This is a genomic window from Fontibacillus phaseoli, assembly GCF_003337355.1.
GTDB lineage: Bacteria > Bacillota > Bacilli > Paenibacillales > Paenibacillaceae > Fontibacillus > Fontibacillus phaseoli.
On the sequence record NZ_QPJW01000001.1, the window covers coordinates 526,979 to 549,993 of the forward strand.

General features: G+C 52.3%; 36 protein-coding genes. 32 read left to right on the forward strand and 4 right to left on the reverse strand.

The genetic code is table 11. The annotated features are described in order from the left end of the window. Positions 1-61: 61 nt before the first annotated feature. The 15 genes from DFP94_RS02520 (at position 62) to DFP94_RS02575 (ending at position 8,264) form a co-directional block, all read left to right on the forward strand. The gene (locus DFP94_RS02520; protein ID WP_114494857.1) at positions 62-982 is read left to right on the forward strand and encodes a hypothetical protein; all 921 of its coding nucleotides are present in this window, start codon (positions 62-64) and stop codon (positions 980-982) included. Next, entirely contained in the window at positions 982-1,299 is a 318-nt protein-coding gene (locus tag DFP94_RS02525; RefSeq protein WP_114494858.1) for a hypothetical protein, read from the forward strand. Before DFP94_RS02520 ends, DFP94_RS02525 begins: the two co-directional genes overlap by 1 nt. Then, positions 1,289-1,438, forward strand: a complete 150-nt coding sequence (locus DFP94_RS25350) for a hypothetical protein (protein ID WP_181873001.1) — start codon at positions 1,289-1,291, stop codon at positions 1,436-1,438. Before DFP94_RS02525 ends, DFP94_RS25350 begins: the two co-directional genes overlap by 11 nt. Further along, positions 1,435-1,626, forward strand: coding sequence for a hypothetical protein (locus tag DFP94_RS02530; protein WP_114494859.1), 192 nt, complete (start codon positions 1,435-1,437; stop codon positions 1,624-1,626). The genes DFP94_RS25350 and DFP94_RS02530 overlap by 4 nt, the downstream gene beginning before the upstream one ends. Next, positions 1,623-1,760 carry a hypothetical protein gene (locus DFP94_RS25355; protein WP_181873002.1) on the forward strand — a complete coding sequence of 46 codons (138 nt, stop codon included), beginning with the start codon at positions 1,623-1,625 and terminating at the stop codon, positions 1,758-1,760. The genes DFP94_RS02530 and DFP94_RS25355 overlap by 4 nt, the downstream gene beginning before the upstream one ends. Before the next feature lie 6 nt (positions 1,761-1,766). Further along, positions 1,767-2,042, forward strand: coding sequence for a hypothetical protein (locus DFP94_RS02535; RefSeq protein ID WP_114494860.1), 276 nt, complete (start codon positions 1,767-1,769; stop codon positions 2,040-2,042). Then, positions 2,042-2,656: a hypothetical protein gene (locus tag DFP94_RS02540; protein ID WP_114494861.1), complete on the forward strand. Its 615-nt coding sequence runs from the start codon at positions 2,042-2,044 to the stop codon at positions 2,654-2,656. Before DFP94_RS02535 ends, DFP94_RS02540 begins: the two co-directional genes overlap by 1 nt. Positions 2,657-2,664: 8 nt before the next feature. Further along, entirely contained in the window at positions 2,665-3,024 is a 360-nt protein-coding gene (locus tag DFP94_RS02545) for a 3D domain-containing protein (protein WP_114494862.1), read from the forward strand. Next, the gene (locus DFP94_RS02550; RefSeq protein ID WP_114494863.1) at positions 3,025-4,323 is read left to right on the forward strand and encodes a hypothetical protein; all 1,299 of its coding nucleotides are present in this window, start codon (positions 3,025-3,027) and stop codon (positions 4,321-4,323) included. After that, a complete protein-coding gene (locus DFP94_RS02555; RefSeq protein WP_114494864.1) occupies positions 4,323-4,520 on the forward strand; it encodes a hypothetical protein in 198 nt (65 codons plus the stop codon). Before DFP94_RS02550 ends, DFP94_RS02555 begins: the two co-directional genes overlap by 1 nt. Continuing rightward, entirely contained in the window at positions 4,517-4,714 is a 198-nt protein-coding gene (locus DFP94_RS02560) for a hypothetical protein (RefSeq protein WP_114494865.1), read from the forward strand. The genes DFP94_RS02555 and DFP94_RS02560 overlap by 4 nt, the downstream gene beginning before the upstream one ends. Before the next feature lie 122 nt (positions 4,715-4,836). Continuing rightward, positions 4,837-5,436 (forward strand): nucleoside/nucleotide kinase family protein, encoded by a 600-nt coding sequence (locus tag DFP94_RS02565; protein WP_245954430.1) that lies wholly within the window; start codon positions 4,837-4,839, stop codon positions 5,434-5,436. Next, positions 5,433-5,603, forward strand: a complete 171-nt coding sequence (locus DFP94_RS25360) for a hypothetical protein (protein ID WP_181873003.1) — start codon at positions 5,433-5,435, stop codon at positions 5,601-5,603. Before DFP94_RS02565 ends, DFP94_RS25360 begins: the two co-directional genes overlap by 4 nt. Further along, a complete protein-coding gene (locus DFP94_RS02570) occupies positions 5,572-6,636 on the forward strand; it encodes a DNA cytosine methyltransferase (RefSeq protein ID WP_181873004.1) in 1,065 nt (354 codons plus the stop codon). The genes DFP94_RS25360 and DFP94_RS02570 overlap by 32 nt, the downstream gene beginning before the upstream one ends. 2 nt (positions 6,637-6,638) lie before the next feature. Next, the gene (locus tag DFP94_RS02575; protein WP_181873005.1) at positions 6,639-8,264 is read left to right on the forward strand and encodes a DUF4942 domain-containing protein; all 1,626 of its coding nucleotides are present in this window, start codon (positions 6,639-6,641) and stop codon (positions 8,262-8,264) included. On the opposite strand, the gene DFP94_RS02580 is transcribed toward DFP94_RS02575, so the two are convergent. Further along, on the reverse strand, positions 8,261-8,563 hold the full coding sequence (locus DFP94_RS02580) for a hypothetical protein (RefSeq protein WP_147273829.1): 303 nt from the start codon (positions 8,561-8,563) through the stop codon (positions 8,261-8,263). The genes DFP94_RS02575 and DFP94_RS02580 overlap by 4 nt on opposite strands. A gap of 127 nt (positions 8,564-8,690) precedes the next feature. On the opposite strand from DFP94_RS02580, the gene DFP94_RS02585 reads away from it, so the two are divergent. From DFP94_RS02585 to DFP94_RS02610, 6 genes are all read left to right on the forward strand, one after another. Further along, positions 8,691-8,984: a site-specific DNA-methyltransferase gene (locus tag DFP94_RS02585; protein WP_114494870.1), complete on the forward strand. Its 294-nt coding sequence runs from the start codon at positions 8,691-8,693 to the stop codon at positions 8,982-8,984. Between the two features lie 102 nt (positions 8,985-9,086). Beyond that, positions 9,087-9,395: a hypothetical protein gene (locus DFP94_RS02590; protein ID WP_147273830.1), complete on the forward strand. Its 309-nt coding sequence runs from the start codon at positions 9,087-9,089 to the stop codon at positions 9,393-9,395. Between the two features lie 54 nt (positions 9,396-9,449). After that, positions 9,450-9,875 carry a DUF134 domain-containing protein gene (locus DFP94_RS02595; protein WP_245954432.1) on the forward strand — a complete coding sequence of 142 codons (426 nt, stop codon included), beginning with the start codon at positions 9,450-9,452 and terminating at the stop codon, positions 9,873-9,875. Position 9,876: 1 nt separating this feature from the next. Beyond that, positions 9,877-10,452 (forward strand): hypothetical protein, encoded by a 576-nt coding sequence (locus DFP94_RS02600; protein ID WP_114494872.1) that lies wholly within the window; start codon positions 9,877-9,879, stop codon positions 10,450-10,452. After that, complete coding sequence (locus tag DFP94_RS02605; RefSeq protein WP_114494873.1) at positions 10,452-11,141, forward strand: DNA-methyltransferase; 690 nt, start codon at positions 10,452-10,454, stop codon at positions 11,139-11,141. Before DFP94_RS02600 ends, DFP94_RS02605 begins: the two co-directional genes overlap by 1 nt. Before the next feature lie 102 nt (positions 11,142-11,243). Further along, positions 11,244-12,506, forward strand: coding sequence for a hypothetical protein (locus tag DFP94_RS02610; protein ID WP_220270885.1), 1,263 nt, complete (start codon positions 11,244-11,246; stop codon positions 12,504-12,506). Here DFP94_RS02610 and DFP94_RS02615 read toward each other — a convergent pair. After that, on the reverse strand, positions 12,497-12,925 hold the full coding sequence (locus DFP94_RS02615) for a YhjD family protein (RefSeq protein WP_114494875.1): 429 nt from the start codon (positions 12,923-12,925) through the stop codon (positions 12,497-12,499). The genes DFP94_RS02610 and DFP94_RS02615 overlap by 10 nt on opposite strands. Continuing rightward, positions 12,922-13,164 carry a YolD-like family protein gene (locus DFP94_RS02620; RefSeq protein ID WP_114494876.1) on the reverse strand — a complete coding sequence of 81 codons (243 nt, stop codon included), beginning with the start codon at positions 13,162-13,164 and terminating at the stop codon, positions 12,922-12,924. Before DFP94_RS02620 ends, DFP94_RS02615 begins: the two co-directional genes overlap by 4 nt. A gap of 130 nt (positions 13,165-13,294) precedes the next feature. On the opposite strand from DFP94_RS02620, the gene DFP94_RS02625 reads away from it, so the two are divergent. Next, entirely contained in the window at positions 13,295-14,158 is an 864-nt protein-coding gene (locus tag DFP94_RS02625) for an ATP-dependent DNA ligase (protein ID WP_114494877.1), read from the forward strand. 28 nt (positions 14,159-14,186) lie between these two features. Here DFP94_RS02625 and DFP94_RS02630 read toward each other — a convergent pair whose 3' ends face one another. After that, positions 14,187-14,411 carry a hypothetical protein gene (locus tag DFP94_RS02630; protein ID WP_245954433.1) on the reverse strand — a complete coding sequence of 75 codons (225 nt, stop codon included), beginning with the start codon at positions 14,409-14,411 and terminating at the stop codon, positions 14,187-14,189. A 179-nt stretch (positions 14,412-14,590) separates the two neighbouring features. Here DFP94_RS02630 and DFP94_RS02635 point away from each other — a divergent pair, with 179 nt between their 5' ends. The 10 genes from DFP94_RS02635 to DFP94_RS02675 all read left to right on the forward strand — a co-directional run bounded on the left by DFP94_RS02635 (position 14,591) and on the right by DFP94_RS02675 (position 22,933). Further along, positions 14,591-14,926, forward strand: coding sequence for a hypothetical protein (locus DFP94_RS02635; RefSeq protein WP_114494878.1), 336 nt, complete (start codon positions 14,591-14,593; stop codon positions 14,924-14,926). Continuing rightward, positions 14,926-15,756, forward strand: a complete 831-nt coding sequence (locus DFP94_RS02640; RefSeq protein ID WP_114494879.1) for a hypothetical protein — start codon at positions 14,926-14,928, stop codon at positions 15,754-15,756. The genes DFP94_RS02635 and DFP94_RS02640 overlap by 1 nt, the downstream gene beginning before the upstream one ends. A gap of 407 nt (positions 15,757-16,163) precedes the next feature. Next, positions 16,164-16,403 carry a hypothetical protein gene (locus DFP94_RS02645; RefSeq protein WP_114494880.1) on the forward strand — a complete coding sequence of 80 codons (240 nt, stop codon included), beginning with the start codon at positions 16,164-16,166 and terminating at the stop codon, positions 16,401-16,403. 14 nt (positions 16,404-16,417) lie between these two features. Further along, positions 16,418-16,573: a hypothetical protein gene (locus tag DFP94_RS25365; protein ID WP_181873006.1), complete on the forward strand. Its 156-nt coding sequence runs from the start codon at positions 16,418-16,420 to the stop codon at positions 16,571-16,573. A gap of 64 nt (positions 16,574-16,637) precedes the next feature. After that, entirely contained in the window at positions 16,638-17,036 is a 399-nt protein-coding gene (locus tag DFP94_RS02650) for a phBC6A51 family helix-turn-helix protein (RefSeq protein ID WP_114494881.1), read from the forward strand. A gap of 554 nt (positions 17,037-17,590) precedes the next feature. Then, positions 17,591-18,235 (forward strand): HNH endonuclease, encoded by a 645-nt coding sequence (locus tag DFP94_RS02655; protein WP_114494882.1) that lies wholly within the window; start codon positions 17,591-17,593, stop codon positions 18,233-18,235. Between the two features lie 68 nt (positions 18,236-18,303). Continuing rightward, entirely contained in the window at positions 18,304-19,998 is a 1,695-nt protein-coding gene (gene terL, locus DFP94_RS02660) for a phage terminase large subunit (RefSeq protein ID WP_342768206.1), read from the forward strand. Positions 19,999-20,022: 24 nt separating this feature from the next. Beyond that, on the forward strand, positions 20,023-21,600 hold the full coding sequence (locus DFP94_RS02665) for a phage portal protein (RefSeq protein ID WP_245954434.1): 1,578 nt from the start codon (positions 20,023-20,025) through the stop codon (positions 21,598-21,600). Then, entirely contained in the window at positions 21,600-22,787 is a 1,188-nt protein-coding gene (locus DFP94_RS02670) for a phage minor capsid protein (protein WP_114494883.1), read from the forward strand. The genes DFP94_RS02665 and DFP94_RS02670 overlap by 1 nt, the downstream gene beginning before the upstream one ends. Further along, on the forward strand, positions 22,784-22,933 hold the full coding sequence (locus DFP94_RS02675) for a DUF4926 domain-containing protein (RefSeq protein WP_114494884.1): 150 nt from the start codon (positions 22,784-22,786) through the stop codon (positions 22,931-22,933). The genes DFP94_RS02670 and DFP94_RS02675 overlap by 4 nt, the downstream gene beginning before the upstream one ends. Positions 22,934-23,015 lie beyond the last annotated feature (82 nt).

Below are 23,015 nucleotides of genomic sequence, written 5' to 3' on the forward strand. Positions count from 1 at the left end.
GCAACAAGGTCAGTATAAGGGCGCAAAGAACCGCGCCACCAAAACGAAGGAGGAGCGCAATATGACAATTCAATATCGCGAAGTTAAACGTAAGGCCAACGTAGGGGAGCGCATTAAGATCGTAAACGCCGGACTTTCATTCGGCCACTACAAGAACGGAGACACACTCACGATCGTTAAGCTGGACAAGGACGGGAACGCTTTATTCCCAGTAAAGAGAGGCGAAGGAAACCCGGACGGATTGTTCTTCGCCAGTCAACATGAGTACGTCGTTCTCGAACCTATCGCACAAGAAACGTCGGGGTCCGCAAATCTCCCCGAAGCGTTTGCTCTTTTCATGCGAGAGAACGCCGCAGCCGTCCGGAAGTATCTCGACGAAATCGAGACGCCAACCGTGGCGGATGTAGTTACGGAGCCTAAACCGCTGACTCGTTCGCAGGTCATCGAATTGGCCAAGGCGGACATTGCGGAGTTGCTGCGAATCGGCCGCGACATCTGTGGAAGGCTCCCGGAAGGAACAGCACTCCACCACACGTTTTATACCGCTGAGTTTTACGTAAACCGTGAAAAGCGCGCTGTAACTGCACTCGTCAGCACGACGGGATTCGGCGGGAAAGTAAACCGAAGAAACGTCGCAAAAGCCACCGCAAAGGCTGCGCCCGACGACGTATTCCACGCGGAAATCGGCAAGGCGATTAGCCTACGGCGAGCGCTCGGCCTCTCGGTCCCGGACGAATACGTTAATGCGCCGAAACCGGACGAGCCGCGTGTGGGTGCAAAAGTCTACGCGCACACCTTGAGCGGAGAGCCTTACGGGATTAAAACGATTGAGCGGATGCGACCAGAACTGGACGGGGAGAAATTCGGCAATTACGCTGCAAACTTTGTTGGTGACTGTGGGTTTCTTGCGGACAAGCAATACGAAGTTATCGACGACACCGACGTTGATTACGGCGCGAGTGCGGAAAGGATTGCGGCTTAATGGACGTATTGAATACGTTTGGCGGCGGTTCGGCTCCCGTGCTTGTGTTACTCGGAATGTTCCTACTTGGCGTCGCAGTATTCACTTTCTGCTTCGTCATTGCGGCAGTGAATGACGATTCCTACGGGTTTGTGGCTATCTTCGCAGTCCTTGCGGTAGTTGCCGTTAATATTGCGGCGCTGTGTTTTAACCTTCGCGAACCTGTCCAGCACGAAGTCACACTCCGCCCGGGCTACGTTATCGACGCGGCAAAATACGAAATCGTCGAGCAGCGCGGACAAATTTACGTAATTGAGGAGCGGGAAGGTGCAGAGTAGGCAGCGGCAGACATTCGCCGAAGCTGCGGAAGAACTCCGGCAAGCCTGGCGCGAGTTTCTGATTGCGCTGGGGTTCGGGAGACTTGCGATTTGGCTTGCGAGAGTGGTCGCTAAATTGACGAAGGAGGGGCGCAAGTGAAAATCGCGGATTTATTCGTACTTGCCTGCGTAGATGCCGACGGAAACATTACGGGATACCCGAAGGGCGGCGGCTCAAGCACGGCACCATCGATTAGGACGTATGAGCGACTCGAATCGGCGCGCCGGGGACAGCGTTTTATCGGCGGAAAAATCGTTCGGATTACCGGAGTGGAGGTCGTTAAATGACACATTTTATCACGCATCATCCATACTTATTCGCAATCCTTTGCGTGTTCGCACTCATCGCGGCGTCCAATATCGGAACAGCGTGGGCCAGCGCGTGGGCTTACCGTAAGTACTTTGAAAAGCGAAAGGGGTGACGCAAATTGAGCGAAGAAAAACCGCAACTGGCCGAAATCATCCCGTTCCCTTGCGCCGCGAACGAAATGGCGGCCGAATTCGCTAGGCTTGCGGCCGATGCGCTGGCCGGGCGCATTGTCGGCTACGTCATCGCAACGGTCGGGCCGGACCGCTTGAACGGCATAATTGATACCGGATGGCACAGCGTCGGCCTTGCGGAGAGAACGGTCCTGGCGCAGCATCTGCAATTTGACGTGATCGACGCGTATATCGATGAAAAACTAACGGAGGTGTTCGAGTAATGGCGAAATTGGACGGAGTTAAGACGCTGAGCGACCGCGAGATTGAATACGGCGGCGTGCGGTATGTGCAGACGGAGGGGCCGGCACGGCTTGATGATATTTTACGGTGCGACGACAGTGCGGTTGGCGACGCGGAAGAGGGGGCGTTTTATCTCGCAAATATCTCTAGGTATGGCATTGTCGGATTTGTTGACGACGTTAACGATGAGCGCGGATTAGGCCTTGGTACTTGTTTCTTATTTGTCGCCAACCCGTCGAAGTTTTCGGTATTCTGCCGCGTCGAATCCGCACCACACTCACCGGCCGAAATCCGCGCACTCATCGAGCAGAAACGTGAAGAACTCGCGGAACTTGAGGCGCTATTCGTAATTGGCGTTGATGATTATGTGCGTGTGGTTAGTCGGACATACAACGAGGAGTTAAGCGCAGGAGATATCGCGCAGGTAACGGTTGTTGACGATTCGTACGTTCCGTATAGACTACGCGCCGTATTCGGCAATAAGGACGATTGGGCGCGCGCGAGTGACGTCGTAAAAATCACGCCAGCCGAAGCGAAAGCCGCACTCATCGCACAAGTGGAAGATGCGTTCGCAGAGGCGCAGCAATCGGCGTAATATCCGCGGTGATCCTGGCGCTGGCGTTTGCGGTCGGTGGAATGACGGAAGCAACGGGCAAGCTTCCGTCTGAACCGGAAACCTACGTCGTCACCGCGTATTCAATCGGCGACGATTATACGCCGAGCCACGGAATCACTGCGTCAGGCGCACGCGTAGAGGACGGCATAACTGCGGCATGTCCGCGTGAGTTACCGTTTGGGACGCGCGTCGAAATCGAAGGTGTCGGCGAGCGGACTTGTTACGACCGTGGCGGGAAAATCAAGGGCAAACGGATCGACGTGTACATTCCGGAAATTAGCGATGCGTTAAAGTTCGGCAAGCGCGAATTGGAAGTAACGATAATTGACGAAAAGGGAGCGGATTAAATGAACGAGCAAATTACGGTATTGGCGGACGAATCACTCGGCGGTCTTTTACGGGAATATCGCGAGGTTAAGCGTAAGGCGGCCGTCGGTGAGCGGATTAAATTTAACGGATTCGATCGCGGATTCAACATGGACGGCGTAGAAAATCCGTATGAAGTGGGCGAAGTGCTGCTCGTATCTGGACGGTATGACCACCGCCCGTTTCCGGAAGATGCGATAGGCGCCTGCGTAACCGGCCGTCCGAATATTCGAGACAGTGAGTACGTCGTCCTGGAACCGACCGAAATTATCCGCATCGACGGCGCCCGGTTCCGCATAGTCGACCGGAAGGCTGCGGTGGGCGATCGTGTGCTAGTTCCGCGTGATTGTGGACGATTTTATAAGGCTGGTAACGTAGCGCGTGTAAGATACGCCTATGACGACGGAGCGGTTAGCGCAGATTTTTCGGGCAACTCGTATGTCTACAACGGCGGCGTATGGCACGTCGGCGGCGATATCGGTTACCGCGTATTAGAACCAGTAAAGAGCGAGGAGGACGTCGCTCCGATGCCCCTCTCCACGCGTCCGGCTCCGGAACAGGCTGCAGAAAATATCGCGTCGCTGCAGGCGCAGATTTCGGCGCTCGAATCACGAGTAGCAGCGTTGGAAAAAGAGCAGTACAACACGCCGAAGCTGACCGTTATTCCGCCGCAGAAGTCGCCGAAGACGCCGCAACAAATCCGCGACGAACTCGTTGAACGGGCGAAGGCTGACGTTAAGGCGCTGTCGGAAACTCCGCTGGTACCGATTGAAAACTCATGCGGACGTATCGGATTTTGGCCGTACGTTGAAGGCGGCGGTGAGAGTTATATGCCGATAGACTTCGTTGAGTTCCACGTAAATCGCGAAAAGAGAACGGTCGTGGCGCTTATTCGTAGCGACGAGTCGGGCGTATGGTTGCGCGGACGCTCCATCTGCGCACCGAACGACGTATTCAACGCGCATATTGGACGGGCCATTGCGTTACGGCGTGCGCTCGGACTCGAAGTTCCTGCGGAATATTTGAGCGTGCCGGCTCCGATGGAGGTTCGCGTTGGCGATATCGTAAAGGCTACGGGCTCAGGAGCGTACCTTCCGGGGACAACCGGTGTCTGCGTAAGCCTTGACGCAGAAGATGGCGGTCTACTCTACGCGCACAGACATGACGGACGGAGAGACGGAAATACTTGGGCGTTCGAAGAAGACGTCAGTATCATCGACGATACGCGGGAAGGGGCGGAACTCTCCGCTTCTTCCTCCGCGAAAGGAGTGGCGGCCTAATGAAGCGCCCAGTTACCGAAGTTATTGCGCAGCTTAACGCGCTGCCTCATGACGCGAAAGTCGACGTAATCAACGTTTGGACGAACGGGCGCAAGATTCGCCGACTTAGTGGGCAGAACGCGGACAGCGTTTGGCATCCTGCGCCTGAATACCGCAAGATGACCGCAATTTTAATTTCGGAGGTGGGCGCAGAATGATCGCAGTATTCACGTGGATCGGCATCGCGTTCGCAGGACTTGCGGTGTTGGCGGCCTTTGCGCTGGCCGTGTTCGGATTGGTGCGTCTTTACGCGTTCGTGTTGGAGCGGTGGCTCGCCGCGAAGAAATTGTGCGAACTGTTTCGTGATTTCATGTGGGAGCGGATGGCTCCGGAAAGGAAGGCGAGGAAATGAGTAATTGCGACTATTGCGGTGAAGCCGTAACGTCGGTGTATTCGTTTCAGCATATGGGCGTTTGGTACTCCGGACACAAGCGGTGTATGGGCGCGCCTATGGTACGTAAGTTGTCGCAACCAATGCCGTTACCCAACATCGGACTAATCGGCAAGCTCCGTGCAGGTAAGGACGTTGTCGCCGCCTATCTCGCGGAGAAATACGGTTACACACGCTTTGCGTTCGGCGACGAACTCAAGCGCTACGCCCACGAATTGTTCGGAGAGCCTGCGGAGGGCTCGAAGCCACGCGAACTCTACCAATGGTTCGGCCAGACGGTACGCGAGCGCGATCCGGACGTATGGGTGCGGAAATGTCTCGAAGCTGCTTCGCACCATGAATTAAGCGTTAAAGTTGCTTTCGCTAACCGCGGATTATGGAGTAGCACTCCGCAGTTCCGGGCCGTCATAACCGACGTCCGCCAGTTAAACGAAGCCGAAGTGTTATCGGCGCGGGGCTACGTCCTTATTCGCGTCGAGGCACCGGAATCCCTCCGCATCCACCGCGCAATCGAATCGGGCGATACGTTCAATCTGCGCGACCTGACGCACGGCACCGAAACAGCGCTCGACGGATACGCGGCGGACTTTACGGTCATGAATGGCGCAGGGTTACCGGAGTTGTATGCGCAGATTGACGAGATTATGGAGTCGCTGCGCGTCGCGGGCGGTGAAGCTGCGTGAACATTTACGATGAATGGCGGAAAGGGTTCGAAGCCGGTTACTATTACGGGCGGCTCGACGAGATGAAGGGCGCGGCCTATGACAGCCGGACGCCGGGTGAGAAGCATAGAGCGAAACAGGCGGAGGAGGGTGCGGATGGTTGCGAACCACGATCTGAAACCACTTAGCGCTGCAGTAGCGCAGAAAATGGCCAACGGCGGCTACTCGGAGTACATCCGTAAACATCCGGTCGCAAAGATGGATGCGCCAAGTCCGGCGGTGTTGGCGCAATGGGCGAAAGGTGCACCGAACGGACTTGTTGATCCGAGCGGTAAAGAAGGGAGCGTAGAAGATACGGAAAATCACATCGGCGGCGTTCCTACGCGCGAATACTTGGGGCATTCGGCATCTAAATTGGACGCGCCCGCAAAGACGGTTGTCAGCGGGAACCACGGCGTCCCGGGCGGTGCTAACTGCTTTTATCCGGAACGAAAGGAGATGGTACAAATACGTAACTATAACGTTACTTCGCAATTACCTTCGAACGGCCTAACGGTTGCTGAACTGTTTTGCGGTGGTGGTTTGATGGGGGTCGGACTCAAGGCGGCCGGCTTTAACTTGATATTCGCGAACGATTTCGATAAGAACGCTGCAAAGGCTTACGCGCATAATCTCGGTGATCATGTTATTTGCGGTGATATTACGAATCCAGAAGTCAAAGTGAAGCTCCCCCGCGCTAATGTGTATGCTGGTGGTCCGCCTTGTCAGGATTATAGCGTTGCAGGGTTAGGAGAAGGTGAGGAAGGCGAGCGTGGGAAACTTGTATGGGAGTACCTAGAAGCAATCGAAAGCGGGCAGCCGGAGGCTTTTCTTTTCGAAAATGTGAATCCAGAATGGACATATGAAAAGGCTAATAGACAAGCAGTATGGGATTTGCCGATGGCTACAATCGGAGGGCGTGCTCGAAACGAGGGAGTACATCCCGGCGGCAGTAATATACGACCACGACGCTTCACCGTCCGCGAGTGCCTACGAATCCAATCGGTTCCGGACTGGTACGTACTCCCAGCGGACATATCGCTTTCCGCACAATATCGTTTCGTCGGCAACGGCGTCGCATCGCGCGTCGCTTATAGGATCGGCGTCGCGCTGGCGGAGCAACTTAACGCAGTTCTTGCGCAACGGCCATGCGCGGGTTCCAGCGAACGGGAGGCGGCTTAACCTTGATATTTACGGATAATAAGGACTTTTACCCGACGCCGCGCGAGTTATTCGTAAAACTACTCGACGGAAACCGAATTAGCGGACGCATCCTGGAGCCGTCCGCAGGTAGAGGCGATATGATCCGCCACATACGAGAAAAGTTCCGGTCTGAGCTTAAGATAGACGCGATTGAGAATGATCCACGGCTCGTAAGCGCGTTGATGGGCGAGGGGATTTCCGTTGTTTGGGATGATTTTCTGACGTACGAGACATTCAAGGAATACGACTTCATCGTCATGAATCCGCCATTCTCAAACGGCGTAGATCACGTCCTAAAAGCGCTGGAATTAGCGGAAAAGCAACTATCTCAATGTGAGATATTCGCGATTCTCAACAAAGAAACGATAGATAACGCATTTTCCGCGAAAAGACAGGAGTTATTGCGGAAGTTGAGCGAATACGGCGCGGAAATCCGGTATGTTAGCGGAGCTTTTTCGCAAGCCGAACGGAAGACCGACGTAGAAGTCGCGCTAATCCATGCCAAAGTTGAAAAGGCAGGCGCCGGCAAGTCGATATACGACTCAATCCCGTTCTTTAGCGCTTCACGCCGGAAGGAAGCGGACGAGGAAGTTGGCGCGGCACTTTCGACATACGTAAAGCCGTCCGAATTACGCGCGAAAATGAATGATATTGAGCGGCTAGTCCTTGAGTACGAAACGGCGTGCCGGCTTGCGAAAGATACGTACAAGGCAATACGTGCGAAGAGTTCGTTATTCGGATACATTGCGCAAGTTAATAGGCGGGAGCGAGTGTCGCCATTATCGATGATAACTCCGTACAATAAGGAATTTTCCGCTAACGACTTGAGCGAGGAGTTGGACCGACTACGGCGCGGATATTGGGAATTGATACTTGATACGGACGAGTTTAGGAAGGTACTTACGAACGAGGCGATTAAGAAGCTAAACCGCCAGATTGAAGCAGCGGGCAACATGGAAATCAATCTGGTAAACATACGGATGCTTTTGATGGCGCTCGTCGCGAATCAGAGGGAAATATTGACGGACAGCATTGTCGCGATATTTCAAAAGATAACTGATCGGCATATGACGAGCTATTCTGGCAATGTCCACTACTACAACGGGTGGAAAACAAACAGTTCGTACAAAATCAACAAGAAAATCGTAATCCCGATCAAATACTCACACTTCGATTCGTGGGACTTTAAAGAAGACTACAGCCGGATAAACCACGATGTGCGTCAATGGATTAACGATATCGTAAAGGCGTTTCAACTTATTGATCCGAACGTAAGCGGAGAGTTTACAGCGTTATCTTCGCAAGAATTCGAAAACGAGTGGCTCCGCTTCAAAATGTTCGCAAAAGGTACAATCCACGTATGGTTCAAGGACGAGCGGCTACTCGCGAAATTGAACTATATTTGCGGAAGTCATTTCGGATGGCTGCCGTCTGAGGGCGAGCAACGCGAGAATCCGGAAGCCCGCGAATGGGTAGCGCGTGAGTTCGGTGATATGGGCGATGTGGAATTGCTGCGAGTTAGGTCGGGCGGAAAGGGGACGGAAGAGACGGGCAGACTTCCGTCCGGAGCTTCCGACGGTCTGACTCCGGAATTGGAGGCGGCTTAATTCATGCGTTCGAACATGAGCCAGCCGTTGTCGGTACCTTTGTACGCGAATTTTGCGCACTCAAACGGGAGACCGAACGCAGTGAAGAAGCTTCTGGCACTTGCGTAGTGTCTTTTCGCGTCAAACGTGACCGGTCGGGCGTTCTTCGGAAATACGTCGCCGACAGGGCCGAGAGCTATTGATCTTCTCTCTTTGTCGTAACCTAAATAAAATGACGCACTCTCGTCTTTTAAATGAAGCAAAGAGACCAGTAGGGAGGACATGCGTAGACGCCCGAAACTGTCAGTAACGAGGGTCATTTCAGTACCGCGTATGGGCTCGTTTGTAAATACCTCGATTGCCAATGCACATCACGTCCTAACTCATTATTTTGAATTGATTATAGCGAATCATCTAACGTAAATCAAACGAAATGGAGGCGATTTTTTGACGGAAATCAACACGGTTATTTGCGGAGACAGTGCGGAGGTTTTGCGCCAATATCCGGACAACTTTTTCGATAGCGTAGTTTGCGATCCATCTTACGGATTATCGAAAGAGCCGGAATACGCAGAAATCGCACGATCACGCGTTGGAATAGATGCGGAATTGGAGGTGGCCGCACGATTAACGATGGAACTCCGGAGTACCGTTTCGAACCGCCGGGACCGCGTGATGAGCCGACGCATGTTACGGAGTGTACGTGGTGCGGGCGAGAAATTTACGCCGGCGACGAAATAACGGAAACACACGAGCACGAACGCGTCCATAGCGATTGTGAGCGGGCGTTTACGGAAACGTGGTTCATCCGTCGGCGCGGCGTGATTGGCTCGGATGGGGCGGTTGAATAACGCAGTAGCCACAAATAGTGAAGGAGTGATTTTAGTGACAATTAAAGAGAAGTTAGGAATTTTGAACAGTATCGAGATTGTGGATTATGACGCTGATGGTTCAACCTTATATCATGCAGTTGTTGAAAATACCTTTGGAAATCAGCAGAAATTAAAAGCGATTGGTATTACCGATGACGAAATAGAAGGGGCTTTTGATGAAGAAGGCAATATAGACATAAAGGACTTTGCGTTTGAACGGTGCGGAGCCAAATGGTTTCATGAGGATTTTGGGGGATTTATCGACTACATTCCCAAATGAAACTAAGAGTCGTTTAGCAATGATGCACTGTACGAAAATATAGCGCATCAATACGTGAAAAAGGGGCGGATCACCATCGGACACGTAAAAATCGAAGTTGATAAAAAGGAGCGCACATACTCCGTTAAGTACGCGCTAGATTCGGCGGCTGGCGTTAAATCGCTACTCCGCGACCGGCACCGCATTTCCTCCGCAAGATTCCGCGGCGACCGCGCGGCCAGCGACATCCTGCTCGATCTAAACAGCGCAATTTATAACGCCGGCCTGACGGAGCGCCAGACGGAAGCCGTTGCGCTGATTTCCGGATTCGACTTAACGCAGGCCGAAGCAGCGCGCGTCATGGGGATCGCCCGGCAAGTCGTTGCGCGAATGTACGCTGAGGCTGCGGAGAAGCTGGCGGCGGTGTACAGGCGTTGGGAATACGGAGAGGTCACGGTCGAATATACAGGCGCGGGAGACAACGAAAGAGAGGCGGCGTAATATGAGCGGAGTAAACGTAGTATTCGATTACAAAGCGGAATTTCACGATGCGGTGACGGATCTGATTGCGGAAGAAATTACGGATCGCGGCGAAAGGATGGCGGCCGTCCATGCGCTAACCGAGGCGTACGTTGATAGCGTAGGGATTGCGCCGGATGCTACGGAATTGGCGCGCCTTTCCGACTATATCTTGCGCGAGGAATTGACGGACAAGCGGCGTAACAAGGTGCAAGACGAAGATTATCCGTTCCTCTCCGAATCGCAGCTAGACCGGCGCCACGACCACGAATACTCGCTAAGCTTGGCGGAAACTTACGACTTGGCCGGCGCAAATCAAGCGAAGCCCGAGCGTCGTCATCGGACTGCGCGTGAGGAGCGCTTCATTGACCGAGCAGCCAGACGTAAGAATCGCGCCAGGAATGCGAAATATCGCCGGGATACTTCGCCGGGCCCGATTATTGATGGAGCGAGTGCGTCGTTTACGCAATCCGCCGGGATCGGCGCGAAGTGGTCGGCGCTGATTGGCCGCGAAGAAATCGTAGCGGAAGACACTTATGAAAAGGAGATGGCGGCATAATGACAATCGAACTGAATCGGATTTATAACGAGGATTGTATCGTAGGGATGCGTAGGATTCCGGACAAGAGCGTTGATCTAATTGTTACGGACCCTCCGTACTTGATGAACTACCGAAGTAACCGACGTACCGCAACGGAAAAGTTTCGCCACCTCGAGAACGATGTTGATGCCCACGGTCTGATTGCTGACTACATTGCGGAATGTTATAGGATATTGAAGGACGATACCGCGATTTACATGTTTTGCAGTTGGCACCACATCGACTTCTTTAAGATTGAGTTTGAGAAACACTTCAAACTTAAGAATCTGATTGTCTGGAATAAAAATGTTCATGGAACCGGGGACCTGAAAGGCTCCTACGGTCCGAAGCACGAGCTAATCCTATTTGGGCACAAAGGGCGTTCACTTCTACGTGAAAAGCGTCTGCCCGACGTTATAGACTGCGCTAAGGTCCCGGCGGCAAGGCTTACGCATCCGACGGAGAAGCCGGTCGAGTTGCTGAAAACATTAGTAACAAATTCGAGCGATCCGGATGCCGTTGTTTTCGACGGATTTGCAGGAACGGGGTCGCTTCCGCAGGCGTGTCTTGAAACCGGCCGTAACTATATGGCCTTCGAGCTAGACGCGGAGTATGCGGGTATTGCGTGCCGCAGGCTTTCTACACAGAGTGCCAGGGACGCCGCCTAATGAAACAGAGTGCCGGGTTACTGGCACTCTTCTTTTCTTTAGAGGAATTGTTAGTAGCTTGTCGAAGTATGTACGCAACATGACTTAAAAGGAATGGTAGATTTGAGCGTACGTATTTTACACTGTGGAAAATCGATCGAGAATTACTATCTTTGCATCAACGAAAAAGTTGCCGGTTTCGCCCGTAGAGGACCTACGTCGGGGGACACTATTTATTTCGTTGTAAAGCCAGAGAAAAAAGCGTACTGTGGTGCAAGAGCGGTTTTATCTGAGATTACGGATAAACGTCCTTGGCAGGATGCAGATTCATACCCTCAAGCGTTTACTCTTGAAAATCTTGAATTTTGCAAGCCATTTGAAATAAATATCTTATCAAGTGTTGGTGGGCAGCATTGGAATTTGAAGTACCTGCAGGGAGCCAAGGCTATCAACGATCCGAACGCATTAGATGTGCTCGACCGTTGTTTCTCAGAAGTTAAACTGGATAAGCCCTATATATTCGAAACAACTAGGCATTTTATCTTCGATTTCGAAGAAGTTGACTCAGACGAAGATATCGAGTTAGGTGATCACGCCGAGATTGCCGAAGATTTATCTGAATCAAAGCTAAACATCATGGGAACTTTTTTGACAATTAAATTCCGAAGTGAGCAGCATGCTGTTTCGGGGCTTGAGACGTTAGTGAATGAGAACTTTTACGAGCTTTTTGATGATTTTCCTGAGAACAGAACCTTGCTTATATCCGACAATCGCATGTTTAAGACGGCTGGGATTACCTCTACGAAAAACGAGAGAGTATCTGGGGTGTCGGGTATACCGGACGCCTTATTGGTTCGTTTTGATAAAGGCGATTCGTGTCCTTTTCAGATTAACCTCATTGAGTATGAATGTTATGGAGAGACACGGAGTAAGTCAGTTGATAAATTCAACTACCTAAATGGACATATAATTCCGCAACTCATGCGGTTTGCATCGACGTTTAGTGTCGTAACTGATGGGGCCATTCGCGACCAGACTGTACGAGCTTGGACACAGAAAGTAATTGATTATGTGTATTCAAATGATGATGTCACCGAAAAAGTATCGGGTTGGATTCGCATGCTTTACCCGGGTATTCGTGAGCAGCAGATTTCGCTCCACCTGAACCACCTACTCGAGCAAGCTTTTCGAACAAATATCCGCGTAGTCTTGATCATAGATGAGCTCACGCCAGAACAGCGCGATACCATACGGAACGTGATCAACTCGTTTAAATTAGACGCGCCAAGTTCGTCTGTTGATTTTGCGGCTTACGTAGTCCGTTTACAACAACGCATAAACGTCATTAACACTGACGCTGAGTACGCGATATCTGTTCAAAAATAACGAGAAGCGCCGTTTATTTGCGATGACGGCGCTTTTTCTTCGTTTAGTAGCGCGTTGACTTGGGCGACATATTGCGTTAGGCGCAGGCTAATTTCGGACCGCATTACATCGCGCGTCAAGCCGAACCGCTCCGTATATCCGCGGCAGACGATGTCGTAATACTGAACTAACTCTGAGGATATCTCTTCTGTAATCTGAATCTTGCGGCTCTTTAATTCGCGCTTGAGTCGGACCTTATCGCGGCTAACGTCAGAAAGAATCCGGAGGGCCGCCGCTAGATACAGGCGCCTCAAAACGTCCGTTGAATTTTCGATATTCGCCATGCTGCGCTTTATCATCGTTTCTATATAGGGGAGGAGTATGTAATCGCGAAGCATGCGGCGTTCTTTCATCGTGATAATGCCGGCGACTTTGTTCATCGCGCGAATCCCATTTCGAGTATGTCCGCAGCATTAAACCATTCGCCGTCGACCAAAAATCGTTGGCCCTGCGTATCCAACCGCTCGATCACCCCGATTACGCGTATGTCCTCGAAATCGTCGATCATGCGTAAGTTGACCGGCTGTTTGGCGCGGTGCGTTTCGACGAGGAATCGCGATATTTGATCCGCGAGCTGTCCGTCAACTTGCGGTCGGCTCTTGCGCGTGTTCGTTTCCATCCGTAATCACCTCTGCGGATAGTTTAACACGAACAAACGTTCTTATTCAAGAGACATATTATTCCGCTACCAACACTTACCGCCTCTCTATCGCATAGCCTCGCGCTATAATCGGTATAGAGGTGTTTTTATGTTTATTGATCCGATGTTGCTCGCAACTGCGCCGGGTCCGTTTAGCGATCCGCGTTTCATATACGAACCAAAAATCGACGGCCACCGGTTAATCTTTTCTCAAGAGTCCGGCAACGTCCGTCTTTATACGCGCCATAATAACGACTGCACGCGCCAATACCCCGAAGTCGCTGGAGGACTATTTACGCATGACATCATATTAGACGGCGAAATTGCATGCGTAGACCCAATGACCGGCGTTTCGGATTTTGAAGCGATAATGTCCCGGTTCCAGGCGCGACGATCCGATAAGATTGCACGCTTATCCGCTTCATTGCCGGCCTATTTCGCGGTATTTGACGTGCTGCAATATAACGGCGAGGACCTGCGGAAATTGCCGCTAATGAAGCGCAAAGAGATCCTCGCAGGGATTCCGATGCCGAACGCAAATATCAGCGTCGTACCACATGTTGAAGGCGCGGGCGATGCGTTATTTGCGCAGATTCAGGCGCGCGGAATGGAGGGCATTGTCGGCAAACGATCGGACAGCGTATATGAAACAGGCCGCCGATCCGATAACTGGCGCAAGGTAATTAACTGGGCGCATGCTGACGTTTATATTACGGGGTATAAGAAGGCTGAGTTTGGGTGGCTCGTGGGAATTATGGATGAGCGCGGCAAATTGCGTCCGGCCGGAATTATCGAACTTGGCGTGGGGCCAACGGAAAAGAAGGCGTTTTATGGCGTAAATAAGTCGTTGATTACCGGGGAAGATCGCGACTTTGTTTACGTGGAGCCGCGGATTCAAGTACGTGTGAAAATGCGAAACTGGACTCGCGCGGGGATGCTGCGGAGTCCGGTATTCGAGAGATTTATCGTATAGAGACCGTTAATCTGGCGGTCTTTTTGCGTTACGCCGCGTATTTAAACGTACACACCGCGCGAAGATATCGCTCGTCCCCGATCTTCACGCTATTCTCCGTAATCTCCGCGATCCTACCGCTACCAACGAGTTCTCCTGCGGCAAAAACGACGACCGGCGACCGGTCCATTTGCGCAGTATAAAAGTGGATATCGGACGTTAACGGGCGCATAAATCGGCTACTCCGGCCCTGACTCCGTTTAAGTTGCGCCATTTCGACGGCTCCTTTCGCGTGTTATACCGAAATTTTACCATATTTTGCGACTATTTTACTAGAGTAGGGTGCATTTTGCGCGATTATGTGCCTACGGGTTATGAAGCCCACGGAAGATTGACGCACAGGCGGGTAAACTCCGTCGGCCTTCCGGAACAACCAAATAGGAGGCGTTATAAATGGCGCAAAAACTGCGCGAATTGAACGTAAAAGTAGACGTAGATATCGCGGAAGCAATCCGCGGCCTTAAAGCGATCCAGCGCGAGGCGAAGAAGGCGACGCAGGCGTTGCGCGAGTTAGAGACGGAGTCCGGTGCAAATCGCACGTTCAACAAAGGCGACATTGCGCATTGGGACGGGATCGCGCACGTAGTCATTTGCGCAGACAGTGACACGGCGGTCCTAGCGCCAAAGACTGACCGGACAACGGACTATACGCGGCTGTTTGCGGTAGATAATACGCCGGAACTATTTAGCGCAATCGAAGCGCATCTACGGGAGGTGAGCGGTGAGTAATGGCGGATATCAGACGATTAGTTGACGCAGAGACCGGCGAGATCCACGAACGAGCCGCGATACTATCGGATGGCGACCGGGTTACAACCGCAAGACAACGCGAAGAATATGCACGAATCAAAGAGCGTGAACAGGCCGGACGAGGCGCGGAGTTCACGGTTACAAATATGAATAATATCGACGAGGTCATCGAAAAGGTATCCGATAAACATTGCGGGTACCTTTTATATTTGCAATGCTTCGTCAATTACGATGCAATCCTGGAGAATCCAGACAAAACCGCAATGAGCCGCGATGACATGATGCGGACGCTTCAAATAAGTAAATCCACGCTGTACGAGTTCCTTGCGGAGATGACGGCAGCCGGCATTATTTACGAAGACGACGATAAATACCGGCTTAATCCGCGTTACCATTTCCAGGGTACGACTAATAATACCGCGGTGGTAAAGACGTTTGTTGCGAAGGTTAAGGCGCTATACTCCGAGGTGAAGGCGCGCGACTTAGGCTTCGTGTACAAGCTGCTTCCGTACATCCACCTCGAAACGAATACGATATGTGCGAATCCGTACGAGCGCAACGTAGAGAGCACGCTGCCGCTTACGAAAGAAGGGATCGCGTCTGTTACGGGATTGACGGAGAAATCCGTATATACGAAGTTGCGCAGCCTACGTTTTGGCGACCAATACGTATTCGCCGAGGTTATTTACGGGACCTCGCGCTATTACAAGATCAATCCGTTCGTATTCTACCGCAAAAGCGGCGTGCCGGACGCGACATTGCGTGAGATGTTTTCTATCCGCAATAACTTCGCGAAGAGGGCAGCGTAATTCCTTATCGGTAAATTTCCGGACAAAAGCGCCCTCTTATCGGTAAATTTCCGGACAGCAAAAACGGGGCTTGCACCTTAGAGCCACGCGGGTTTATTCGCTTTTGAGGGCGAAATTATTTCTTAGTCTTGTATTGCGGGGAAGATACGGGCTTGCGCCCGACACCGCGGCCAAGATCAGGCCTTGTGTAACTATTATCTTATTCGCGTCAGATGTTGTTATAAATTCTATTCGCGGATAGAAATAGTCCCGGAGCCGATAGGCGACGGTTGCAAGGCCGGCAGGCCGAGGCAATGCCCTGCACAAACCTTTGCAAGTAAGAATCATGAAGCCCACTCACAGAAGTATCTCATGTAGTCATTTTATACGCGATAAGCGAACGCAAAGTGAGCGGAGGGATTACGTATATGAAGACGGTAAAGGGAACGGTTATTCCGAAGGGGATCGTACCGCACTCGCTATCATTCGAAGATGAAGCGCAGGACTTATCTCGCGTTTCTACCGCGGAATTACACACGGAACTAGCACGCAGGACTGGCGTAAGGGAACTCGTATTTGGTCCGGAAGATAACGTCTTAATCGCGGGAAACGACGGTGTTATTATCGATGATTACGGACCGGTTCGCGTATTGATTAACGTTGATTAAACGGAGGGATAACGTTGAATAAAGCGCTATGGTACGTGAAGCAGTTGTTTCCGTTTATGTATCGCACAACCTACGGAGAAGGCGGAAAGTGGTATGCGTGTACGTGGCGGATGTGGTTCGGTCGTTGTTACGCGATCGAGACGTATGAGTTAGCGGAAGAACCGAAATAGACGCAACTCCTGCGCTTTGCTCGGGCGTAGGACACGCGCAATTATACGGAGAGGGGGCGTTAAGGTGGCGAAGACACTGACTGCGGAACAGTACATCGCGATCGAGTGGCTGTCGATTCCGAATAAAGGCGGAAAGACTTACGAAGAGATCGCGGAGATATGCGGAGTACATTTTAATACGCTCGGTAATTGGCGCAAGGATAAAACGTTCGATGCGGAACTTAAGCGAGCTATTGTGCGCAATAACAGCGCGAAGCTTCCGGAAGTAGTCGAGTCTATGGCGGAGTGGGCGATCCGTGAAGGTAACGCAGCCGCCGCGAAGTTAGTACTGCAGATTAACGGAATGCTTACGGACAAGGTCGAAGTGGAAACGAAGGGCAACGAGGGGACTGACGTCGAGGCGTTGGCAGCTCGTATCGAGGCGCTAAAGATACGGAGCAAAGGCGAAGACTCACAGGGCTGACGTTTATTCGATCGCTATAATGTAGGGACTCGCGCGGGAGCATTGTGGAAGCCTGTGAATAGGGCGCGATTTATCTGCACGCGGCTCCCGGCGCACGCCCCTCCGGAAATTTTCGAAATCAGCGCAAACCGGGCGCAATTAGCTCGGGAAATATGCGCAATAGTGCAAATTGGCGGAGGGCTGGCGCATGACTCGCGTAGGTAATAACGCTTGTAAGCCGCGTGGTTATGCGGTTTGTGGCGAAGTGGTGCGGCGGTAGACTAGTGGTCAAAACGTGGCTTTTGTGCATATGTAGGTCGCGTTAATGCGGTAAAGCGCGGACCCCCAAGGCCCCCTCCGAAATGGGCCGTTTCAGGCGCATCTACAATCGGCGTATCAAAAATAACGTTTGGGTTTCGGAGATTCCGGACCCGAGCGCAACCATACGCAAGACTTACGCTAAATTACCGTAATATTAGCGCGCTTACCCTAGCGCAAGGGTATTCGGAAGGGTTACGGCCCAACGTCTCTATTTTCGCGCAAAAACTACGGAAGAACGGAAGGGAGGGCGGACCGTGTCAGAAAAAAGGTGCACTAAATGCGGAGAAACCAAAGGATTTGATAAATTTTACAAGAAAAAAGCAACAACAGACGGATATCGATCGGAGTGTAAGGAATGCACAAGTCAGGTTAATAAGAGATACCGAGAGGACAACACCGCGAAAGTAAGGCAGATACAAGCGGAGTATAGAAAGAATAATCGCGACCTGATTAAGCAAAACGGCGCGGTATATCGCGCAGCAAATAGGTCCGCCGTACGCGAAAGAGTTAGAAGATGGAAAATTGAGAATCCCGAAAAAGCAAGGGAAAACAAAGTATTACAAGAACAGAGAAGAAGGTCTCGTATGCGGGGGTTACCTGCAGCCTTTACTAGAGACGAGTGGGAAACCTGCCTGTCGTACTTTGGCCACTCCTGTGCTTACTGTGGAGAGCCGGAAGCTGATCTACAACAGGACCACGTCATACCCGTATCGGCTGGCGGCGGCTATGTTGCTGAGAACATTATTCCGGCGTGTAAGAGTTGTAATAGTAGTAAGAGACATTCCGACTACATTGAGTGGTTTATGGCCTGCGGGCAGTACTCAGATGAGCGCGCATTAAGAATTAGCCGGTACCTATCAAGCCTTGCGGGTAGGGGGCGATATCGATTGCTTGGATAAATAACCGCTGGGTCGATCGAACAGAACGCGAAGTTAAAATCGGCGAACTCGCGGCGCTTATTGACGTATTGGACGGCGTAGACGTAGGCGCCCTCTCTCCAGACGACGCGGCGGAGATTGACGCAGCCTTAACGGAGTACGAGCGGTTGTCGCGGATTCACCGCTGCGAAACGGACTTGCTCGAATTTGCGCTCGAATACTTTTCGGAGGCGCGCAATCCCGGTAATGACGGAAACTGGGACGGATTCGATATCGTCGACACGTCGGAAGCGCCGGAGTTTCACCGCGAGATTTCCGAGATTATAGACGCTGTGTCGAACGTCATCACCAACGATAAGGTCGCGGTCGCGGCGCCGCGTTCTCACGCAAAATCGACGTATTTAACAAAGGCCGCTCCTTTGCGCGAGACCTGCTACCGCAAACGTAAATACGCGATTATCATATCGGAGACGCCTGCGGTATCCAGCGCCAACCTCGATTGGATCGCGCTGCAGTTAAAGAGTAACGCGAAGCTCCGGGCGGACTTTGGGCCGCTATTATCGCCGAAGCAGCAGGAAAACCCGAAAGACAACTCGTCCGAGTTTATCGCATGGGAATCGCGCGAAGACGGTACGAAGAAGATGCTGACGAAGGTTGAAGCGGCATCAACGGGCCAGGCGCTGCGGGGACGGAACTGGAACGGTGTGCGGCCGGACTTGATCATATGCGACGACCTCGAAGACATTAAATCGAACGCCGCGACGCCGGAACTCAGGCGCAAGCTCAAAGACTGGTTCGCGCAGACGGTCGTACCGCTCGGCGATCCACGCGGGAAGAAAACGGCGTTTATTTACATGGGAACGACGGTCCATCACGAAGCCCTTCTCGTTGACGTGCTCTACAACCGGTCAGACTTTAAATCGCGAGTCTATCGCGCGGTCATCGAATGGCCCGAGCGCATGGACTTGTGGGAAGCGTGCCGGCTCGTTTACAAGGACCCGGACCGTCCGAAAGAGGACCGCGTTAAAGATGCGATAGAACTATACGAAGCCAATCGCGAGGAAATGGATCGCGGAGCCGTTGTATTGTGGCCGGAAGCGCAGCCGATTTGGAAGTTGATGACGTGGAAGTGGGACAACGGGTCGAAGGCGTTTAACACGGAGTATATGAACAATCCGGTCGATGAGGAGTCGATGATTTTCAATCCGGAGGCGTTCACGTATTGGGACGGAAAGCTTAACGATGTCTTTTCGCAATACCCGCGCCCGGTTGACGAATATGACGTCTATATGGGCGTTGACTTCGCGATGGGGAAAACTCGCGGTGACTATTCGGCCATCGTCGTTATTGCACGGAATAAAAAGACCGGAACAAAATACGTTATTGATGCGTTCGGTGAGCGAATAAAGCCGGACGCTTTTTTGCGTGTAATTGTCGATAAAACACTACGGTATCAGCCGAATGCGATCGCGGCAGAGGCGCAGGCGGCGCAGGAGTTTTTCGTAGATAAGTTGAAAGAGGCGCTGACGGCTGTGGGATATCCGGCGCGGGCACGCGTTAAAGAGATATATCAGCGGTCCAGAAAAGACCTCCGAATAGAGGCGCTGCTCCCGGATATCGAGAGCGGCGCTATTCAATTTACGAAGAAACATGCGTTGCTCCTCGAACAATTCGAAATGTATCCGGCCGGCTCACACGATGACCTCCCGGACGCGCTCGAAATGGCGGTAAGTATCGCGGGAACCGCGCGGAAAAAGGTCCGCAATAAGCCCGCATGGGCGTAAAACAACGGAGAGGAGGAACGCAAATTGACGAAGTTATTTGAAACAGGAGCACAATATCCGCCCGAACGTGATATCCCACGTCTGGCCCGATACAAACGCGGCCGCATCATATTCGACGGACGTCATCCGGAAATATACGAACGCGCCTCGTCGCTTTTGAAAGACACGCCGCACGCCGCGCAGCTTAAAACGCTGTTCATCGCGGTGAACTTGATGGACATTTTGCTCACGAAGCCGGCGGACTTGCTAACCGGCGAGCCGCCGACGTACGAATCCGGAAAGGGTCCGGACAGCCGCGAACAGAAACGCCTGGACTCGATCGTCGAGGAAAACGACTTGACGCAAATGACGCACGAACTCGTCATCGGCGGCGGCTACCGCGGCGACTCGTTTATCAAGACGTATTATGCTGCGCGGGCCGACGTAAGTGAAACGGAAGCACTTGCGCAACAACTCGGATTGACCGCGCCAGAGACGCCGCTCGAACCGGTTATTGAGGCGGTCCCGGCGAACCTTGTATTTCCGGAATTGGCGAAGGGCTCGCGGAAAAAGTTCAAGGCGATTAATATCGCTTGGATCGATTGGGTCGAAGAGCCCGGCGGCAAGCTTATCCGCTGGATCACCGGAAAGCCCGCGTCGTATGTCCCGTATTTGAACGTCGAGAGGCACCTACCGGGGTTTATCGTATATGAGCGCTATAAACTCCATGAACGCGGCGTCAATTCGGACTGGTCCGTACCGATTTCAACGTATACAATCGGCGAGAAAGTTGCAACCGAGAAAGAAAGCGACGTTGTGGAAACAGGAACCGACCGGCTGCTCGTACATCACATTCCGTACAAGAGCGTAGACGACCGGTGGGAAGGGATTAACGGAGTCGAAAAGTTAGAGAGCGTGTTGTCCGCGATTAACGAACGGCTCGCGCAGATTGACTATATCCTTTGGAAGCATTCCGATCCGTGGATGTATGGTCCGGACGATATGGATGAAGAAGAAGAAGGCGGTTCGTTACGCGGCGGTGGCCGTTATATTCCGGTTAGAAAAGAAGACACCACGCCGGGCTATATGACATGGGAGGGCCAACTCGAATCCGCATTTAAAGAACTCGATATCCTGCTCGGCCTCGTTTATCAAATGTCGGAAACGCCGCAATGGTTGTTCGGCACAACGCTTGCCAACGATAAAGGCGGAACCGGCACGTCGCACACGGACTCCGGTGCAATCAAAGCGCGGTTCATGCCGATCTTGGCGAAAGTCAATCGCATCCGGGCGCACGTCGACCGGGCACTCCGCGACGCAATATGGACCGCGATGCAACTCGAAAATTTCGCGAATAGAGGCGTAGCTGATTTCGAACCGTACGAGCCAGTTTATCCGCGAATTAATTGGCGCGATGGTGTTCCGCAGGACCTGAAAGAAGCGGCGGAAGTCGCTAATATCCGGACGGGCGGCAAGCCGACGCAATCCGTAGCTGACGCAATCAAGGAACTCGACGGCGTAGATGACGCAACCGCGGAGGAACGAATTAAGCGAATCGACTCAGACGAGGTGCGCGCGAATGGGACGGTAGACTCTTCGGTATTTAATGGGAGTGCTGCTTAATGGCATCGCGAATCCCGGAGCCCGTTTACGATTACAAAGTTGGCCGTCTGGTCCGCGCCTATAAGGCGGCAATCGCGGCAATCCTCGCGGAACTCGACCGCATTGATGTCGCGAATATGTCCCGGGCAATGTCCGCGGCGGCCCTCGTCGTAGTAACGAAAATCCTCGCATCTCTTAACGACGAATCGGCGGCGTGGGTCGCAGAGAACATTCCGCAGGCTGTCCGCGATGGCGTTTTGACTGCGCTAGTTTCGCTCGACGAAGAAGTCGCGGACAAAGTCGCAAAGTTCTCGCGAATCAACCGCGGACTCGTAGCGGCGGCCGTTGCGGATACACAAGCGGATTTGCTTGCGGTCACCAAAAACGTTGAACGGCGCGTAAGGACTGCGGTCCGACAGGTCACCGCGGAATCTATGCGCGCGAACATGTCGAAGGGAATCAACGGCCGGCGGACGATTAGTACGGACATTCTCGCCGGCTTGCGGAAGAAGCTCGGTGACTCCGTGAATACCGGGATCATTGACGCAGCCGGGCGCCGTTGGAAGCCGGAAGTCTACGTCGAAATGGTGACGCGGACGAAGATGGCGGAGTCACACCGGGAGGCAACGTTTAATGAAGCGATCGGTCGGCGCGCTTATTACGGACGGATTTCGCGTCACGGCGCAGCCGACGCCTGCCGAAACTGGGAGGGGCGCATCGTTAAGTTGGTGCGCGATGCTCCGGGAGATTATCCGTATATTGGCGACTTGCCACGCCGGGAAATTTTTCATCCGAATTGTAGGCACGTGGTTAGTCCAATTCGCGATCCGCACCTACTTAGTAACGCAGCCGAAAATACTCTTCCCAGTTATGAGAACGCAAGGATTAGTGAAGATAAACTTGCGGGATACGCTCTCAATCCAGCGCATATTGTAGGCAAGAATAAAGCCGTTGTATTCGAGAAAGTATTGGGATACAATGTAAACAATTGGATGGATTTACGTGATGATATTTTACGGAACCTTCCTAACTATGAATCCGTAGAAAAGGGAAGGAACAATTTTGGTTCGAAGTTTGAGGTTGTAATGCCCCTTACTGGACCTAGCGGACGAACTGCTGATGTTACTACCGGCTGGCAAATAGACGAAGGGACAGACTTCCCTCGTTTGGTAACTATTATGATTAAGGAGGCGGGAAAATCGAAGTGAAAATGTTGGATGTAGTCGAGACGAAAGACGGACGAATTGGAGCCATTGTCCATGTTTATTCTGCTGACGATTTCGAAATCGAATATATGGACGAAACACTCGAAACTATTAGCCGCTCCGAAATCGCAAAAGTAATTCCGCAATAACTAGCGCTCTCAACAATGGGGGCGCTATTTTTATGCCCATTTTTGGCCTTACGGAATGGCGTTAAACTTCCGGAATCTAAGC